The following is an 18,257-nucleotide window of genomic DNA, read 5'->3' as shown; positions in this document are numbered from 1 at the left end:
TTATGATTATCATGCTGAAAAATATGAAGTTATCGGCCGGGAAATGTCCATTGCCTGATTTGGATATTTCGTTTATATATCCTACATTTGCAGTATCTGACGAATCAGAAAGACCTTAATCACGGATTAGACATATTGATCATTTGATTTGAAAACATATTAATTTAACAAAAGATATCTACTATGGATAAGCGCCAACAAGCATTGTTGTTTTTATTGATCGCTGCCGGTGCATTCAGCGGATGTAAGGATCAAAAGCAGAATGCTCCTGAAAAAGAAGGGGTGGAAACAGTTCTTCCTGCCCAAGTAAATGAAGTAACGGTAATGACTTTAAAGAAAAACACCTTTGAGCATGAACTGGTAAGTAATGGAAAGGTGACTGCCTCTCAATATGCCGATTTATCGTTTCGTGTGACATCGGAACCTGTTGCTCATATTTATGTGAAGAATGGAGATGTAGTCAGGAAAGGACAAAAGATAGCAGAGCTGGATCTCTTTACCTTACAAAATAGTCTGGAAAAAGCTGAAGTCAGCCTTCGTCAGTCTGAACTGGAAATGAAGGACGTGTTGATCGGACAGGGCTATTCGCTGGACAAAATGCAAGAAATACCTCAGGATATTGTGAAGCTGGCTGAAGTGAAAAGCGGATATGCCCAGAGCCATGCTGCCTATGAACTGGCCAAATATGAATTGGACCATGCGGTATTGACTGCACCTTTTGATGGAGTCATTGCGAACCTTGAAACTCGCGGATTTAATCGTCCTGATGCAACCAAAGCTTTTTGCCGGGTGATTGGAGGCAGTGGCATGGAGGTCAGTTTTCATGTCTTGGAGAGCGAGTTGCCTCTTGTAAAAAGAGGAGACAAGGTAGAGGTCTCTTCCTTTGCCAATGCGTCGGGAACGTGCAGCGGTACTATTTCTGAGATCAATCCGTTAGTAGATGAGGACGGACTGGTCAGTGTCAGGGCAAAGGTGAACGGAAATATCCGCCTGTTTGACGGCATGAATGTGAGAGTCAGTGTAAAGCGTTCTGTTCCTGATCAGTTTGTCGTGCCTAAGACGGCTGTAGTTTTGCGTACCGGAAAGCAGGTGATATTTACTCTTAAAGACGGAAAAGCCATGTGGAATTATGTTACGACCGGACTGGAGAATATGACGGAATATACTGTGACAGGCGATGGAATGGAAGAAGGAGCACAGATCATTGTAACCGGAAATGTCAATCTTGCACATGAAGCTCCTGTTAAAGTGATACCTTAAACGCTTTGTATATGGTAAAATTTCTGATAAAACGGCCGATAGCGGTACTGATGGCATTTACCGCCTGCTTTATTGTGGGACTGGTGACTTATTTCTCTTTGCCTGTATCGTTGCTTCCGGATGTGGATATTCCGCAGATAACCGTACAGGTCAGCGGGGAAAACTCATCGGCAAGAGAACTGGAGAATACGATGGTGGCACCGGTCAGACGGCAGCTTATGCAGGTTTCCGGATTGACAGAGATGAAGAGTGAGACGCGTGATGGTTCGGGTATTATCCGTCTGTCGTTCGATTTCGGGACGAATACCGACCTTGCCTTCATTGAGGTGAATGAAAAAATCGATGCAGCCATGAACGGACTTCCGAAGGACGCTGTACGGCCGAAAGCCATTAAAGCCAGCGCTACGGATATTCCGGTGTTCTATCTGAACATGACCTTGAAGAATGATCTTCCATACAGGCAAACCAATGAAGATGCCTTCCTGAATATGTGTACCTTGGCTGAAAACGTCGTGAAGCGGCGTATAGAGCAGCTTCCTCAGGTGGCAATGGCCGATATGACAGGAGTTCCTCAGAAGATGCTTCGTATTGTTCCTGATATGGGAAAGATGGAAAGTCTGGGAATGGGGATCACTGATCTGGAGAATATACTCGCTGCAAATAATGTGGAGCCGGGGAGTATGCTTGTCCGCGACGGTTATTATGAATATAACATACGCATTGCATCTATTCTCCGTACGCCGGAAGACGTTGAGAATATATATTTCAACCGCAATGGGCTTGTTATGCAGCTCAAGGATATTTGTCATGTACAGACTGTAACCCGAAACGAAACCGGGCGTTCTCTGGCTGACGGCAAGCGGGCCGTAACTCTGGCCATCATCAAGCAGGGAGAAGAAAATATGGATAATCTGCGAAAGGAACTGAAGGAAACAACGGATTATTTTGCAGAGATTTATCCTGATATCGAGTTCGGTATTTCACGCAATCAGACGGAATTGCTGGATTATACAATTTCCAATCTGCAGCAGAACTTTACGCTGGGTTTCCTGTTTATCTTTATTGTTGCGGTGTTCTTTATCGGTGATGTACGTTCGCCCTTGGTGATCGGTATCACTATGATCATATCGGTTGTGATTACTTTCTTCTTTTTCTATATCTGTCACATATCCTTGAATGTCATCTCACTTTCCGGTCTGATTCTGGCCGTAGGTATGATGATTGACAACGCAATTATCGTTACGGAGAATGTGTCTCAGTATCGGGAGAAAGGATATTCGTTACGGCGTGCAGCAGTAGCCGGAACCTCAGAAATGATTACTCCGATGCTCAGTTCCTCACTGACCACTATTGCTGTCTTCGTACCTTTGGTTTTTATGAGTGGAATTGCCGGTGCCATTTTTATGGATGAGGCTTTTTCCATTACTTCCGGACTGATGGTGTCTTATTTCACAGGTATTATGCTGCTTCCGGTTCTTTATATGCTGTTTTATCGTATTGGAATCAGAAAGCATAACTGGTTTACCGCCAATTTCAAGAATTTGCTGAAGAATGAGTGGCTGACAAAATTTTATGATGCGGGTATAGAGTGGGTATTTTCCCATCGCAAACTTAATTTTGCCCTGGCATTGTTTTCATTGCCATTGTGTGTATTTATGTTCTGGATCATAGAAAAGGAACGTATGCCGAAGATTGATCAGAATGAGACCGTAGTCAGTATCGAATGGAATGAAAACATTCATGTGGAAGAGAACCACCGAAGAGTCAATGCTTTATTGGCCCTGACGGATAGTCTGGTGGAAGAACATACGGCTTATGGTGGGAATGCAGGACTATCTGTTAGGAACAGAAAATGAGCTGGCTTCCGGTGAGGCGGAACTGTATTTCAAGACAGAGAAACCTGAGCAGATTCCTGTTCTTACCGAGATGATCAGCAAGAATATTCATCAGGATTATCCTGCGGCGACTGTTACATTCTCTCCTCCAGTGACAATCTTTGAAAAATTGTTCGTTACCGGGGAACCGGATCTGGTTGCACAGCTTCGTTCGTCTGACCGTACTTCAATGCCTGAAGCAGATGATGTCAGAAATATTGAGAAGCGTATAGCGGAGGAAACCGGATACACGCCGGAAGGAACTCCTTTCAGAAGTCAGCTTAATCTGGAAATAGACCGTAACAAGCTGCTTATTTATAATGTTGACTATAATGATGTGGTAAAAGTGCTGCGGACAGCCTTGAAAGACAATCAGGTCTCTACGCTCCGTTCGTATCAGCAGTATCTTCCCATTGGTATAGCCGGACGGGAAATGAGTGTGAACCGCATTCTGGCAGAAACTATGGTAGAAACTTCCGGTGATAAAACGACTCAGGAGAAGAAATATATTCCTTTGCGTGAGCTTGTAAGAATTGTTTCCGATGAGGACTTGAAGGAAATCACTGCCGGACGTAACGGGGAATATATACCCGTGAATTTCTATCAGGTTGCGGATGTACCGGCAGCCATAGAGGGCGTAAGAAAGGCTGTAGATGAGGACAGCCACTGGGATGTCAGTTTCGGAGGAAACTTCTTTTCGAACCAGAAGATGATGGGAGAACTGACTGTGATCCTTTTCATTTCGATTCTGCTGATGTATTTTATCCTGTGTGCCCAGTTTGAAAGCTTCCTGCAACCCTTGATAGTGCTGGCAGAAATTCCGATGGATATAGCTTTCGGACTGGTAGTGTTATGGGCGACGGGACATACCATGAATCTGATGTCGGCTATCGGTATCATTGTTTCCTGCGGTATTGTTGTCAACGACTCCATTCTGAAGTTGGATTCGATCAACGAACTGCGGAAGGAAGGAATGCCTTTGCTGGAAGCCATTCATACTGCCGGCCACAGAAGACTGAGAGCAATTATCATGACAACCCTGACTACCGTGTTTGCCATGGTTCCTTTGCTTTTCACTTCTGATCTCGGTTCAGAAATGCAGCGTCCGCTTTCCATTGCCATGATAGGCACCATGATGGTAGGGCTTTTTATAAGTCTTTTTATAATTCCTTTGATTTACTGGTATATATATAGAAAACATGAAACTCACAAAAATTAGTATATGCTTCCTGCTTGCGCTATGCGGAGCAGGGGTGCAGGCCCAAAGCGTATTGAGGCTGGATCTGAAAGAAACTATTGCCATGGCCAATGACAGTTCATTATCAGCCTTCCGCTATAAGAACATGTATTTGTCCGGCTATTGGGAGTATCGCAGCTACAAGGCTGCACGTTTGCCGAGCCTTACCCTGAACATGACTCCGGCTCAATACTACAGATACATTACCCAGCGATACGATTCTCAGGAGAATGTTGATGTGTATCGTGAGCAGCAGATGCTGAGTGCGAGCGCAGGGTTGAGCCTGGCACAGAACTTCGATCTTCTCGGAGGTACATTCTATGTAGATACACAGTTGGATTATATGCGCAACTTTGGAGATTCCAAATCCACTCAGTTCTCTACCGTACCGTTCCGTATCGGTTATCAGCAGGACTTACTTGGATATAATGCTTTCCGATGGGACAGGAAGATTGAACCTCTGAAATTTGAGAAAGTCAAGAAGGAGTATCTGTATAATGCTGAGAGTGTGTCGGAAGAAGCTGTTACTTATTTCTTTGATCTTGCCATGGCACAGGCGGACTATAAACTGGCCTTGGATAACGTGGCTACGACGGATACGTTGTATGCCATCGGAGAACAGCGCCAGAAGATTGCTGCGATCTCCCAGGCTGATTTGCTTACGTTGAAGCTGGATAAGGTCAATGCCAGAAATACTTTGCGCAATGCTGAGATTACGAGAAAGCGTGCCATGTCTGCCCTTGCCACCTTCTTGAACCTGGACCGGAACTCATACATCGAGATAGATCTTCCGGCCCGTCCGAGATATATTGATGTTTCTGCAGATCATGCCATGACTCTTGCCCGGGAAAACAATCCTACCTATCTGGCCCAACGCCAGAATGTTCTGGAAGCCGAACGAGATGTGGATCGTACAAAAAAGGAATCCCGCTTCAATGCCAGCTTCAATGCCAGTGTGGGCTTTAACCAGGTGGCGGATAACATCAGTGCGGCCTACCGTAACCTGCTTCAGCAGGATCTGGTTTCGTTCACCGTATCTGTTCCTCTGATTGACTGGGGAGTACGCAAAGGCAAATATAATATGGCCAAAAACAACCTGAATGTTGTGAAGATTGCTGCCCGTCAGGAAGAAATCAGTCTGGAAGAAGATGTTATGATGACGGTGAGTGATTTCAGTGTGCAGCAGGACCTGATAGCCAGTGCTGAAGAAGCACTTGACCTTGCCGAACTGGCATATGATCAGACCCGTAAGCGGTTTATTATCGGAAAGGCAGACATCAACAGTCTGACACTTGCCCTGAACCGTCAGCAGGAAGCCCAGAAAAACTATATTCAGGCCATGCAGAATTATTGGTTGAATTATTATAAGATACGCAAGCTGACCTTATTTGATTTTGAGTCGGGTATGTCACTTTCCGAACGTTTTGATTTCGATAACCTGAGAAGATAGTTGAATAACTATGAGAGAAAAAGAAAACAGGCAACCTGCAACATGGTCGTCTTTCACCTTAATAGTCACATTCGTGTGCCTGTCACTGGTGGGATTGGCACTGGCACCTCTTTTGCCGGTAAAGCTGTCTCCCTCCCGCAATATGCCGGGACTTTCCGTCTTTTTTACGATGCCCGGCAATTCGGCAAGAGTGGTAGAGACGGAAGTAACCAGTCGGCTGGAAGGCATACTGTCCAGGGTGAACGGGATCAAAAGCATAACTTCCACTTCCGACAACGGAAGCGGTTATATACAAATATCGCTGGATAAGCACGCAGATATTGATGCAACGCGCTTTGAGGTGTCTACATTAGTCAGACAATTATGGCCGCAACTTCCTGAGGGAGTGAGCTATCCGCTTATTTCCACGCAGCGGAGTGATGATAACGCATCGCGGCCTTTCATGACTTATACGCTGAATGCTCCGGCCACACCGATTGTGATTCAGAGATACGGGGAGGAACATATCAAGCCGCAACTAGCCGCCTTGAATGGAATATATAAGGTAGAACTTAGCGGTGCTACCCCAATGGAATGGCGGATTGTATATGATAATGTGCAGTTGGAACGTATTGGAGTCGGTGTTCAGGATATTCTGACAGCTATATCGGAAAGATATGGCCGGGAGTTTCTGGGCATCTGTGAGCTGGAGACTGCCGGTAAAACAGAGTGGATCAGACTGGTTCGTACTACGGAAGGAAACCCGAAGGGATTTGTTCCATCTGAGATTTATGTGAAAACCAAGGATGGAAGCATGCTTCCTCTTGACCGTCTTGTGAAAGTTATCCGTTCCGAACAAGAGCCGACGTCCTATTACCGCATCAATGGTCTGAACTCGGTATATCTTTCCATTACGGCTTCAGAGACAGCTAACCAGCTGACATTGGCTGAGGATGTAAGGAAAGTGATTGCCGAGGTGGAGGCAACCATGCCGGCCGGATATGAGATACATACCAGTTATGATGCTACGGAATACATTTCAAAGGAACTGGATACCATTTATTTCCGAACCGGAATAACCGTATTGATTCTGTTATTGTTTGTAGCAGTTATCACCCGTAATCTGCGCTATCTTTTTTTGATCATCACCGGACTGTCGGTCAATATTGCTGTGGCTGCCATCCTTTATTACGCTTTCGGGCTGGAGATTCAGCTCTATTCGCTGGCCGGTATTACTATTTCATTGAACCTGGTGATCGACAATATTATTGTCATGACCGATCATATCCTGCGGCGACGCAACCTGAAGGCATTCATGTCGGTTCTGGCTGCTACGCTGACCACGATCGGTGCACTGGTGATCATCTTCTTCCTGGATGAGAAGATCCGTCTGAACCTTCAGGACTTTGCAGCTGTGGTAATTATCAACCTGGGTATATCCTTGCTGGTTGCCCTGTTCTTCGTTCCTCCGATGATTGAGAAGATCGGTCTGGCCGAAGGAAAGCCCAGACACGCCCGTATGTGGGTAAAACGGGGGACGGTGTACTTCACACGTTTCTATCGGAAAATGATCATTCTGCTGAGCAGATATCGGGGATTTGCTTTTTTTGTGCTGGTATTGGGATTTGGCCTTCCGGTATTTATGCTTCCCGAGAAAATTGAAGATGCGGAAAAGAAGGGGAAATGGGCGGAATGGTATAATACGCTTTTTGATAACAATACCTATAAGGAAGATGTGAAACCCATTGTAGATAAGGTGCTGGGCGGTTCTTTACGTCTGTTCGCCGAGAAGGTATACGATGGAAGTTACTTTAACCGTGACGAGAGTGAGGTGGTGCTTTACATCAATGCCACGCTTCCCAACGGAAGTACGCTTCAGCAGATGGATGTGCTGATTCGTAAGATGGAAACCTTTCTGAGTGAGTTCAAGGAGATCAAGCAGTTTCAGACTTCCATCTACAGTGCCCGCCGGGCAAGTATTCAGGTATATTTCAAAAAAGAATACAGTCATACGGGATTCCCTTATGTACTGAAATCGGACGTCATCAGCAAATCTTTGGCTCTGGGTGGAGGAAGCTGGGGAGTCTATGGTTTGCAGGATCAGGGATTCAGCAATGATGTGCGCGAGTCGGCCGGAAGTTTCCGGGTGAAGATGTATGGCTACAACTATGACGAGCTGAGTTTCTGGGCTGAAGAAATGAAGAAGCAGCTTCTTTCACACCGGCGTATCAAGGAAGTAAATATCAATTCCGAGTTCTCATGGTGGAAGGATGATTATACTGAATTCAGCCTGGAATTCAACAAACAGAAGATGGCTGAGGAGAATCTGACCGCACAGGAACTGTTTGCCGTGTTACAACCGGTGTTCATGCGTGATCAGATAGCGGGAGAGATACTCTATGACAATAGTCTGGAGCGCTTGTGCCTGTCGTCACGTCAGAGCAGTGAATATGACGTATGGGCTTTTATGTCGGTACCGTTCACCGTCAATGGTAAGTCGTATAAATTATCTGATCTGGCTGTACTTACCAAGGGACAGGCACCGAAACAGATTGCCAAGGAAAACCAGCAATACCGTCTGTGTCTGCAATATGAATATATCGGTTCTTCGGAGCAGGGGCGTAAATTGCTGGACAAAGATATCGAAGTGTTGCGCAAACGCCTGCCTATGGGGTATACCGTTGAGAATGATAACGCCTACTGGAGCTGGGGAAAGGATGACAACAGCCAGTATTTCCTGCTGGTGATCGTGATCCTGATCATCTTCTTCATCTCGGCCATTCTGTTCAATTCGCTGAGCCAGCCGCTTGCGATTCTGTTCGTGATACCGGTATCATACATCGGTGTGTTCCTGACATTCTATCTTTTCGGACTGAATTTTGATCAGGGAGGTTTCGCATCCTTCGTATTGCTTTGCGGTATTACGGTCAATGCGAGCATTTACATTCTGAACGAATACAATGCCATCCGCCGTAATTTCCCGAATCTTTCCCCGTTGCATGCCTATACCAAGGCCTGGAATGTGAAGGTGATTCCTATTTTCCTGACCGTCATGTCTACAATTCTGGGATTTGTTCCGTTTATGATTGGCGAGAAAACTCCTTTCTGGTTCCCGCTGGCTGCCGGAACAATCGGAGGCCTTGTGATGTCCGTGATCGGTATCTTCATCTATCTTCCTGTACTGAGTGTATCGGGAACGGTGCGGAAACGTCTGGTCCGGGTTGCTGTACCTCCAGAGAAGAAGATACGTTTCCGTCTGATGGATCTCTTGAAGTTCAGAAGAAAGAAATAACGGAATAAAGCTTGTTCCGGAGGGTGTGTCACAATATTCAAAACCGTTTTTCCTGGCTACAACTGTCTGTAGCAAGGATAATGCTTAAGGTTTGAATGTTGTGACATGCCCTTCCGGATTTTTTATTTGGATCTTAAAATTATTTAAATAAGAAAGTGTGATTTCTTAATTAGTGTGTGATCTGTTATTTTTGCAAAAAAATAGATTACAGAAGAATGTTATTGCGTAAAAACACTAAAAGACATATCCTGCGTGTTGTTTGTATGATCATGCTGATGCTCATACATTTTGATGCGTATGGTTATGAGCTGGCAGCTGTTTTTCAGGAAGTGAACGCAGAGCATGTTCTTCCCGTTTCGGAAGCCGAAATACAGATCGTTCAGGGTAATGACGTTGAAATAGAATGGGCTGATCCCGTTTATCGTCATTCTTCTTTACAGCAACGAAGTGTCGTTAAAATGTTCTTTACCTTATGTGGCTTCTGGGGACTTCTGGTAACCTGTTTCCGGTTAGTTCTACCCCGTTACTATGTTTTTGCTGATTTTGGGAAAGGTAAGATAAGGCAAGTTCATCTACTTTATTGTCTTTTACTTATTTAATACTTGTCACCTTTCTGTTTGTCCCCGACGTTGTCGGAGGACTTCTCTTTGTATATTAACATAGTTATCTTTTTTTATTTTATTTGTATCTTATGAAAATGTATTTTCACAAGGTAGTGGCTTTGTCGTGTATGACAGGGCTGCTTCCTGCTTGCCAGTCAGCAAGCGACAAGAAGGTTGGGGGAGATGAAACAATACCGGTGACCTTACTGCAACCGACCACGATTGAATTGCCGCGGTCGTATGTGGCCGATATCCAGGCTATCCAGTTTGTAGAAATAAAGCCGAAAGTGGAAGGCTTTGTAGAACAGGTACTGGTGGACGAAGGAGAACTCGTCAAGAAAGGACAGCCGCTGTTCCGTTTGAGTTCGGAAAATTATGCGGAGGCCGTCAAAGAAGCTGAAGCGAACTATAAGCAGGCTCAGGCTGAGCTGGAAATGGCAAATTATGAGACTGAACGTGTACAGCGTCTGGTGGAGAAACAGATTTTCTCTTCCATCCGTCTGGATCAGGTGAAGCGTGAACAGGAAGTGGTTCGTATGAAAGTGGAACAGGCACGCGCACAATGGCAGCGTGCACAGATGGACTATGGCTATACGACGATTGTATCTCCTTTTGCCGGATATGTAGACCGTATACCATATAAGGTGGGAAGTCTTGTGAATCCTGAAAGTCTGCTGACCACCGTCAGTGATATTTCTGAGGTCTTTGCTTACTATAAAGTGAATGAGAGCGAATACCTCCGTTTCAAGCGGGCTCAGCTGAAGGGAGAGAATCTGCAGCAGGAAGACAATGTGGAACTGGTTCTGGCCGACGGAATGGTGTACAGTCATAAAGGACGGCAGGAAACCGTGGAGGGAGACTTTGAAAGAGGTACCGGCTCCATTGCTTTCCGTGTGCGTTTCCCGAACCCTGACGGACTGCTGAAACACGGTGTGACGGGTAAGGTTCGTATGCTGACACGCATGGAGGATGTCTGTCTGGTTCCGCAGAAATCTACTTTTGAAATCCAGGATTTCACCTATGTTTATCTGGTCGATTCGCTGGGAGTGGCCAAAGTCCGCAGCTTCGATCCCATCGAACGTTATCAGAACTATTACATTACTCAGGACTTGCAGCCGAATACAGCCATTGTATATGAAGGAGTCCAGATGGTGAAAGACGGAATGAGCATACGTGTAGATACGGTAGCGTTTGAAGATGTGAGAAAAGAACTTCATCTGGATAACCTTCAACGATAATCTGTCGGCCTATGTTCAAGTTATTTATTCGCAGGCCGATTCTTTCGGCCGTTATCTCCGTGATCATTGTTTGTCTCGGAGCCCTGGCTATTGTTTCGTTGCCCATTACCCAGTTTCCGGACATTGTTCCGCCTTCGGTCACTGTTACTGCGCGCTATACCGGAGCGAGTGCTGACGTAATGTCCAAGACGGTGGCTACTCCGCTGGAGCGGGCCATCAACGGTGTGTCTGGTATGACTTATATGACGACGGTGTGTACCAATGACGGTATGTCGCTGACCACGATTTATTTCAAGGTCGGTACAGACCCTGATGTGGCGGCGGTGAATGTGCAGAACCGTGTGACGACTGTACTGGACGAGTTGCCGGAAGAAGTAATCCGTGCCGGAGTCGTGACGGAAAAAGAAGTAAACAGCATGCTGATGTATCTGAATGTGTTCAGTACGGACAGTACCCATACGGAAAAGTTTGTCTACAACTTTGCTGACATCAATATCCTTCGTGAGTTGAAACGTATTGACGGAGTCGGACTGGTAGAGATTATGGGTAGCCGGGATTATGCCATGCGTGTGTGGCTGAACCCCGGACGTCTTGCCGCCTACAATATGGTGCCTCAGGATGTGACAGAGGCCATCCGCCGGCAGAACATCGAGGCTGCACCAGGAAAAACCGGTATCGGTTCGGACAAACTTCCCCAGCAGTTGCAGTATGTGCTGCAGTACACGGGTAAATTCAGTACGCCTGAAGAATACGGTGAAATTGTGTTGAAGGCCATGCCTGACGGTTCGCTGCTGAGGCTGAAGGACGTGGCTCAGATAGAGTTTGATTCAGAAGACTATAACATGATTTCAATGACTGACGGACGTCCGTCGGCCTCCATCATGATCAAGCAGCGTCCGGGGTCTAATGCCCGTGAAGTCATCCAGAACATCAAGCAGCGCATGGAGGAAATCAAGGAAAGCAGCTTTGCACCTGGTATGGATTACAACATTGCCTATGATGTTTCCCGTTTTCTCGATGCATCCATCCAGTCGGTTCTGAAGACCCTGCTGGAAGCCTTCCTGCTTGTATTCATCGTTGTATATATCTTCTTGCAGGATTTCCGTTCGACCCTGATCCCGGCCATTGCCGTTCCGGTGTCGCTGGTCGGTACCTTCTTCTTCATGCAGTTGCTCGGTTTCTCCGTCAACATGCTGACTCTTTTCGCACTTGTGCTTGCCATCGGTATTGTGGTGGACAATGCCATCGTGGTGGTGGAGGCAGTCCATGTAAAGATGCACGAGGAAAAACTTTCTCCCTACAAGGCTTCTGTGGCTGCCATGAAAGAAATCGGTGGTGCGATTGTGGCCATTACTCTGGTAATGTCGGCCGTGTTTGTGCCGGTAGGTTTTATGGAAGGTACGGTCGGTATCTTCTATCGCCAGTTCTCTCTGACGCTGGCCGTAGCCATTGTCATCTCGGGAGTCAATGCCCTGACTCTTTCACCGGCCCTGTGTGCCCTGCTTCTCCGTCCTGCCGGAAAAGGTAAGAAGAAAGCAGTCTGGCTGCGCAAGTTCTTTGTCGTGTTCAACCGGGGATATGACCGTTTCGAGCGGCGTTACGATCTGGGACTGCACAAATACCTGGGACGTAAATTCTTCACTTACGCCACACTCGTGATCTTTTTGCTGGCAACTTACGGCATGAATCTGATCTTGCCTACCGGATTTATTCCCAACGAAGACCAGGGAATGGTGTATGTAAATGTGGATGCCCCTCCGGGAGCGACTGTGGAACGCAGTGAAAAAGTATTGAATGAGATTCAGGCAGCCCTGTTGCCCTTCGATGAGATTGAAAGTATATCCACTCTGGCAGGTTACAGTCTGATGACAGAAACGGAAGGTGCCAGCTACGGAATGGGAATGATCAACCTGAAACCCTGGAGCGAACGTGAACAGGGAGTAAACGAACTTCTACAGGTGTACAAGGACCGTACTTCGCATATCAAGGATGCGGATATTCAGTTCTTTCTTCCTCCTTCGGTTCCGGGCTTTGGTAATGCGAGCGGTTTTGAGCTGCGTTTGCAGGACAAGACGGCAGGCGACTTCCACGAGTTTGCTGAAGTAGCCGACCGTCTGGTGGAGAAACTGAATGCTGATCCGCGCCTTCGCGGTGTAACTTCCGGCTTCAATCCGAACTTTCCGCAATATATGCTGAAGGTGGATCTGGCCAAGGCCGCCAAGCTGGGAGTTGATCTGGACAAGTCGATGGAGACTTTGCAGGCATATATCGGAAGTTTCTATTCGTCCAACTTCATCCGTTTCGGTCAGATGTATAAGGTAATGATTCAGGCTTCTCCCGAATACCGTATGAAGCCCGAAGACCTTTACCGCCTGTATGCTAAGAACAATGACGGCAATGTGGTGCCTTATTCCAACTTCATGACCATGGATCGCGTATACGGCCCCAGCCAGATCACCCGTTATAACATGTTTACCTCGGCACTGATCACCGGTGAAGGAGAGCCGGGAGTCAGTACGGGTGATGTGATCCGTGTGGTAGAGGAAATCTGCAAGGAAGTGCTTCCCCGCGGATACGATGTGGAATGGTCAGGTGTTACGCGTGAAGAAAAAGATTCCGGCGGACAGACATTCCTGATCTTCGGTATCTGTCTTTTGTTTGTTTATTTGTTGCTGGCTGCCCAGTATGAGAATCTGCTGCTGCCCCTGTCCGTCATCCTTTCTTTGCCGGCGGGTGTTTTCGGCTCTTATTTCTTCCTGCAGCTGGCCGGACTTGAAAACAACATCTATGCACAGGTTGCCCTGGTCATGCTGATCGGTCTGCTTGGAAAGAATGCCATTCTGATTGTCGAGATGGCCAATCAGTTCCGTCATCAGGGCCTGTCCGCCTTCGATGCAGCCGTGAAGGGAGCTGTCAGCCGTCTGCGCCCCATCCTGATGACCTCGTTTGCCTTTATCTGCGGACTGATTCCGTTGCTGATGGCTAGCGGCGCAGGTGCTTTGGGTAACCGTTCCATTGGTACGGCAGCAGCCGGAGGTATGTTTATCGGAACCGTTGTCGGTATTTTCCTGGTTCCCGGATTGTATTTGATTTTTGAAACACTGTCGGCTCGGTTAAGCCGCAATAAAGTTCAGTATGAAGATGATGAAGACTAAATTGAAATATGTTCTGATTGCAGCCATGGGGCTGTCGGTGATGGGAGGGTGCAAGGCACCTTCCCTGACACCGGACGAAGCTGTCCGGCTTCCGGAGATGTATACGGAAGATACAGATACGGTGACGGTAGCCACGCTTTCCTGGAAAGCTTTCTTCCCGGATGACTATCTGAAAGCCTACATTGATACGGCCTTGCTCCGGAATCCGTCTTTCCTGCAGGCCGTGGAACAGGTATCCATTGCCCGTGCCCAGCTGCGTGTCGGGAAAGGAGCCTTGCTGCCTGAAGTTTCATTGGGGCTGGCCGGAGGCATCCAGCGCTTTGGAGAATATACGATGGACGGTGTGGGAAACAGCACGACCAACACGCCGGATCTGGCCAAAGACAAACATATCCCTGATCCTTATAAAGACTTGAACCTCGGACTGAACTTCAGCTGGGAGGCAGATATCTGGGGCAAACTGACAGACCGCAAGCGGGCTGCTGCCGCACGCTGGATGAAATCTGTCGAGGCACAGGAACTGGCCCGTACCATGATGATTTCGGAAGTGGCCTTGCAATATTACAACCTGGTGGGACTGGATAAGAAACGTTCTGTCCTGAAGGGAGCAATCAATAAGACTCGTGAGTCGTATTTGCTGACGAATGAACTGATGAAAGAAGGAGAAGTTTCCCGTCTTTCCGTTGACCAGTTCCGTTCGCGTCGCCTGAAACTGGAAGAGATGCTGCTGGATACCGAACAGCAGATTGCCGAGGCAGAACGGGCGATGGCGCTTTTGCTGGGCAAGCTTCCTTTCGAGATCCGGCGTTCCACTTTTGAGGAAGTTTCCGAATACAGTTTCCCGGCCGATGTCGGTATTCCGGCACAGTTGCTCCGGAACCGTCCGGACGTGCGTGCAGCAGAGTTTGAACTGCTGGCCAGCAAGTCGGATGTGTCTGCGGCGCGTAAGGCTTTCTTTCCTTCACTGGTGATCGGAGGAGGGGGAGGATTCAATGCGTTCAGTCTTGAAAAATGGTTTTCTTCTCCCGCTTCGCTGGTCTACAACCTTGCAGCAGGAATCACGGCACCGGTTTTCCGGCGTAACGAGCTGCGCAGCCTCTGGCAGGAAGCAAAGAGCCGCCAGCGGATAGCATTGCTCGGTTACCACGATACGGCCCTGCGGGCTTATCAGGAGGTGGTGAACCTGATGACGGCTTCTGAGCAGATGAATCAGCGGAAGGCTTTGAAGAAGGAAGAAAGCCGCATTCATCACCGTTCCATCTATAATGCCAATGAATTGTTCAAGACGGGATTCGCCGGTTATCTGGATGTGCTTTCAGCCGATGAACGTTATCTGGACTGCGAGCTGGAACGTATTGAACTGAATATAGCCTACTGTCAGCTGCATGCGATGCTTTACCGCTCGCTCGGCGGCGGACGGTTCTAGCCGGAAGTCTTTCGTCCGGACGGGGGATGAACCTTTCGTCCGGACGGCAGACTGCCGGACAGATATTTTGTCCCGGCACGGGTATGCCGTATCTGAATTGTTATTACTTTTGCGGAGATTTTTAAAGATGAAGCGAAATGAAAACTTATACGTTGGATGATCTCATCATCAAGGAGCATCTGCTGGAACTGGCGGAAAAGGGAAACAAGCCGTTTACCGAAAGCCTGAATCCCGGCGTAGAGCATGTGCTGGGCATACGTGTCCCGGATCTTCGCAGGCTGGCAGCCCGTATTGCCCGGACAGACTGGGAACGTTTTCTGGAAACGTCGGACACGTTCTATATGGAAGAGCGTATGCTCTATGGGATGGTGCTCGGATGCATTCGCCCCGACGAAGACCTGGAAGTCTATCTGCATCGGGTGACTTGTTTTGTCTGGATGATCAACAGCTGGTCTGTGTGCGACACATTCAAGTTCGCGGGAGGACAGCGTTTTGTGGACCGTCATGCCGGACGTCTGTGGGAATATCTGAAACAATGGATGAATGCGGACGGAGAATATGAAGTGCGTTTCGGCGTAGTCATGTCAATGAGTTATTTTGTCGATGAAGCCCATCTGGAGGAACTCTTGGCCTGTTATGATTCCATCCGTCACGAAGGCTATTATGTAAAGATGGCAGTAGCCTGGGCCCTGTCCGTCTGTTTCGTCAAGTTTCCGGAACGTACCATGGAGTATCTGAAAAACAATTCGTTGGACACCTTTACCTATAACAAGACATTACAGAAGATTGTGGAATCCTGTCGGGTGGACAAGGACACCAAAACCTTGATCCGTTCCATGAAGCGTCCCTCCGACAAGCAGAGGAACGTCATGGAGTAAGTTCCGGCCGGGAGGCTGCGATACGCTATTCAGCGTTTTTTCTCAGCCATTCCAGTCTGCGCTGATCGGGCAGGTGTTTCACCTTGAAATGTTCGAAAGTAGCCTTGAATCCTTTTCCGTCCGGGCAGGCAGCCATCAGTCCCACCTGCACAGGTGTGTTGTCCTGGAGCCAGGCATTCCGCATCAGTGTATAGTTCTTGTCATCGAATGAATAGAAGATTTCCACCGCATCGAGCCGTCTGACCGCTTTGATCCAGATATAGGGAACGGCTTTTTCCAGGGTGATGACACTCCAGTCTGATGTATTGTGGGTGACAACGGTGCTCAGGTTATATTTCCCGTCTACAAACTCAATACCGGCCTTGATGTAGTTCTTGTGGTCGATACGGATCATGATGCCGGCCTGGTCGAAACGGGCCTGATAGTCTCCGGTGATCTTTACCTTCGCTTCGAATTCCCCTCCGTAGGTTGCATAGTAAAAAGGTGCGTCGTCTACGGTAAATCCATAATGTGAGATACGCCAGTAGTCGCTTTGCGGAGTGACGAACAGGGAAAGTGTCTTGTCTTTGATTTCCCATTGTTCCGGTTCGTTGAACCATTGCATTTTTTCCAGTGACTGTGCCATGCCGGTCTGTAAGGACAGCAGCAAGGCAGCGCCTGCTAACAGTTTTTTCATCTTGCTTGTTGGTTAGTCTGAATTATGATTCTTTTTTGATTACTTTTGCAAAGGTAGCATCCTGAAGCAGGACGTGCAATGATTATTAATAACCATTTTATCGGTATGGACATTGTAGATAAACTGAACAGAAAGTTGTTGAAGCAGGATTTTATTCCTCGGGGAAAAGCCGCGTATCAGGAAGAACTCGAAATGTACAAAGGCATTGCGCGGGGGTATGCGGTGATGGAGAATGCTGTTGCCGTGTTGAGCGATATGCGTTCGGACTTCAGTTATATCTATTATGGCGGCTTTGCCCGGACGCTGGGGCTGGCCGGCAGCGTTTCTGCTGAGCAGGTGGATTCCATCTGGGAAGAGAATATCCTCCGCCTGATCCATCCGGATGACTTGCATGAGAAGTATTTGCAGGAGCTGCGTTTTCTTCATTGGATCAGCCGTCTTCCGGAGAAGAACCGGAAGGATTATTATCTGTCAAGCCGCCTGAGAATGCGGGATGATTCGGGCAATTATCAGCCCGCATTGCATCGGATGTTTTATGTACCCGCTCCCTGGGACCGTGGCTTGTGGCTTGCCCTGTGCCTGTATAACCCGTTGCTTACGGAGTTTCCGGAAGGTTGTGTGGTGGTACATGCGGTGACGGGACAAGTCAGAAGACTGGAAAAATGCCATGCAGGAAGTATCCTGACCGAGAGGGAGAAGCAGGTGCTCCGGCTGATTGATCAGGGAATGATGAGCAAGACCATTGCCGAACAGCTTTCCATCAGCGTGAATACGGTCAGCCGGCACCGGCAGGAGATTCTGAAGAAACTTCGGGTGAGTAATTCCATCGAAGCGTGCCGGGTAGCCAGGGAGCTGGACCTCTTCTGAATGAAGGGCGGGAAGTGACCGCACGATACCTTCGCATTGACTGGTCAATGCAAAAAAACGACCGCTCGATCGGGCCCCAACGACCGCTCGATTGAGCTGCAACGACCGCTCGATTCGGCTTCAATGACCGCACGATTCCGGCCGGAAAAAACGTCGAATTCTTTTGATGAAAAGCCCGAATTCTTTTCCCTGAAACGTCGAAACGTTTTTTAAAAAGCCCGGCGGCTTTTTTTGAATGCAGAAGTCTTCCGGGTGATGAAAGGAAAACAGAAATGCCGGTTACGCACAGGTTCTTTCACATGCGTAACCGGCATTTCTGTTGG

Annotated in this window: 10 protein-coding genes and 1 pseudogene; 10 read left to right on the top strand and 1 reads right to left on the bottom strand. The window is 47.7% G+C overall.

Features of this window, described 5'->3' with window-relative positions:
• Positions 1-183: 183 nt before the first annotated feature.
• The 9 genes and pseudogenes from BACCOPRO_RS05515 to BACCOPRO_RS05475 all read left to right on the top strand — a co-directional run bounded on the left by BACCOPRO_RS05515 (position 184) and on the right by BACCOPRO_RS05475 (position 16,391).
• On the top strand, positions 184-1,260 hold the full coding sequence (locus BACCOPRO_RS05515) for an efflux RND transporter periplasmic adaptor subunit (RefSeq protein WP_008141710.1): 1,077 nt from the start codon (positions 184-186) through the stop codon (positions 1,258-1,260).
• A gap of 11 nt (positions 1,261-1,271) precedes the next feature.
• Positions 1,272-4,353, top strand: a pseudogene (locus BACCOPRO_RS17795) (efflux RND transporter permease subunit).
• Complete coding sequence (locus BACCOPRO_RS05505; protein WP_008141706.1) at positions 4,334-5,821, top strand: TolC family protein; 1,488 nt, start codon at positions 4,334-4,336, stop codon at positions 5,819-5,821. Before BACCOPRO_RS17795 ends, BACCOPRO_RS05505 begins: the two are co-directional and overlap by 20 nt.
• Positions 5,822-5,831: 10 nt before the next feature.
• The gene (locus BACCOPRO_RS05500) at positions 5,832-9,092 is read left to right on the top strand and encodes an efflux RND transporter permease subunit (RefSeq protein WP_008141705.1); all 3,261 of its coding nucleotides are present in this window, start codon (positions 5,832-5,834) and stop codon (positions 9,090-9,092) included.
• A 215-nt stretch (positions 9,093-9,307) separates the two neighbouring features.
• A complete protein-coding gene (locus BACCOPRO_RS05495; RefSeq protein ID WP_022277405.1) occupies positions 9,308-9,691 on the top strand; it encodes a hypothetical protein in 384 nt (127 codons plus the stop codon).
• Between the two features lie 92 nt (positions 9,692-9,783).
• The gene (locus tag BACCOPRO_RS05490; protein ID WP_008141703.1) at positions 9,784-10,932 is read left to right on the top strand and encodes an efflux RND transporter periplasmic adaptor subunit; all 1,149 of its coding nucleotides are present in this window, start codon (positions 9,784-9,786) and stop codon (positions 10,930-10,932) included.
• 11 nt (positions 10,933-10,943) lie between these two features.
• Positions 10,944-14,087, top strand: coding sequence for an efflux RND transporter permease subunit (locus tag BACCOPRO_RS05485; protein WP_008141702.1), 3,144 nt, complete (start codon positions 10,944-10,946; stop codon positions 14,085-14,087).
• On the top strand, positions 14,068-15,513 hold the full coding sequence (locus BACCOPRO_RS05480) for an efflux transporter outer membrane subunit (protein WP_008141701.1): 1,446 nt from the start codon (positions 14,068-14,070) through the stop codon (positions 15,511-15,513). Before BACCOPRO_RS05485 ends, BACCOPRO_RS05480 begins: the two co-directional genes overlap by 20 nt.
• 137 nt (positions 15,514-15,650) lie before the next feature.
• Entirely contained in the window at positions 15,651-16,391 is a 741-nt protein-coding gene (locus BACCOPRO_RS05475; protein ID WP_008141699.1) for a DNA alkylation repair protein, read from the top strand.
• Between the two features lie 25 nt (positions 16,392-16,416).
• Here the strand turns inward: BACCOPRO_RS05475 and BACCOPRO_RS05470 are convergent, their stop codons facing one another.
• Positions 16,417-17,067, bottom strand: a complete 651-nt coding sequence (locus BACCOPRO_RS05470) for a DUF1349 domain-containing protein (RefSeq protein WP_008141698.1) — start codon at positions 17,065-17,067, stop codon at positions 16,417-16,419.
• A gap of 78 nt (positions 17,068-17,145) precedes the next feature.
• Here BACCOPRO_RS05470 and BACCOPRO_RS05465 point away from each other — a divergent pair, with 78 nt between their 5' ends.
• A complete protein-coding gene (locus BACCOPRO_RS05465) occupies positions 17,146-17,934 on the top strand; it encodes a response regulator transcription factor (protein ID WP_008141697.1) in 789 nt (262 codons plus the stop codon).
• Positions 17,935-18,257 lie beyond the last annotated feature (323 nt).

This window comes from Phocaeicola coprophilus DSM 18228 = JCM 13818 (assembly GCF_000157915.1).
Lineage (GTDB): Bacteria > Bacteroidota > Bacteroidia > Bacteroidales > Bacteroidaceae > Phocaeicola > Phocaeicola coprophilus.
This window is presented reverse-complemented; position numbering and strand designations above follow the sequence as displayed.

Bases quoted from the DNA above. Each gene is read 5' to 3' on its own strand.
- BACCOPRO_RS05515 (WP_008141710.1), top strand. From the start codon at position 184: ATGGATAAGCGCCAACAAGCATTGTTGTTTTTATTGATCGCTGCCGGT.
- BACCOPRO_RS05505 (WP_008141706.1), top strand. From the start codon at position 4,334: ATGAAACTCACAAAAATTAGTATATGCTTCCTGCTTGCGCTATGCGGA.
- BACCOPRO_RS05500 (WP_008141705.1), top strand. From the start codon at position 5,832: ATGAGAGAAAAAGAAAACAGGCAACCTGCAACATGGTCGTCTTTCACC.
- BACCOPRO_RS05495 (WP_022277405.1), top strand. From the start codon at position 9,308: ATGTTATTGCGTAAAAACACTAAAAGACATATCCTGCGTGTTGTTTGT.
- BACCOPRO_RS05490 (WP_008141703.1), top strand. From the start codon at position 9,784: ATGAAAATGTATTTTCACAAGGTAGTGGCTTTGTCGTGTATGACAGGG.
- BACCOPRO_RS05485 (WP_008141702.1), top strand. From the start codon at position 10,944: ATGTTCAAGTTATTTATTCGCAGGCCGATTCTTTCGGCCGTTATCTCC.
- BACCOPRO_RS05480 (WP_008141701.1), top strand. From the start codon at position 14,068: ATGAAGATGATGAAGACTAAATTGAAATATGTTCTGATTGCAGCCATG.
- BACCOPRO_RS05475 (WP_008141699.1), top strand. From the start codon at position 15,651: ATGAAAACTTATACGTTGGATGATCTCATCATCAAGGAGCATCTGCTG.
- BACCOPRO_RS05470 (WP_008141698.1), bottom strand. From the start codon at position 17,067: ATGAAAAAACTGTTAGCAGGCGCTGCCTTGCTGCTGTCCTTACAGACC.
- BACCOPRO_RS05465 (WP_008141697.1), top strand. From the start codon at position 17,146: ATGATTATTAATAACCATTTTATCGGTATGGACATTGTAGATAAACTG.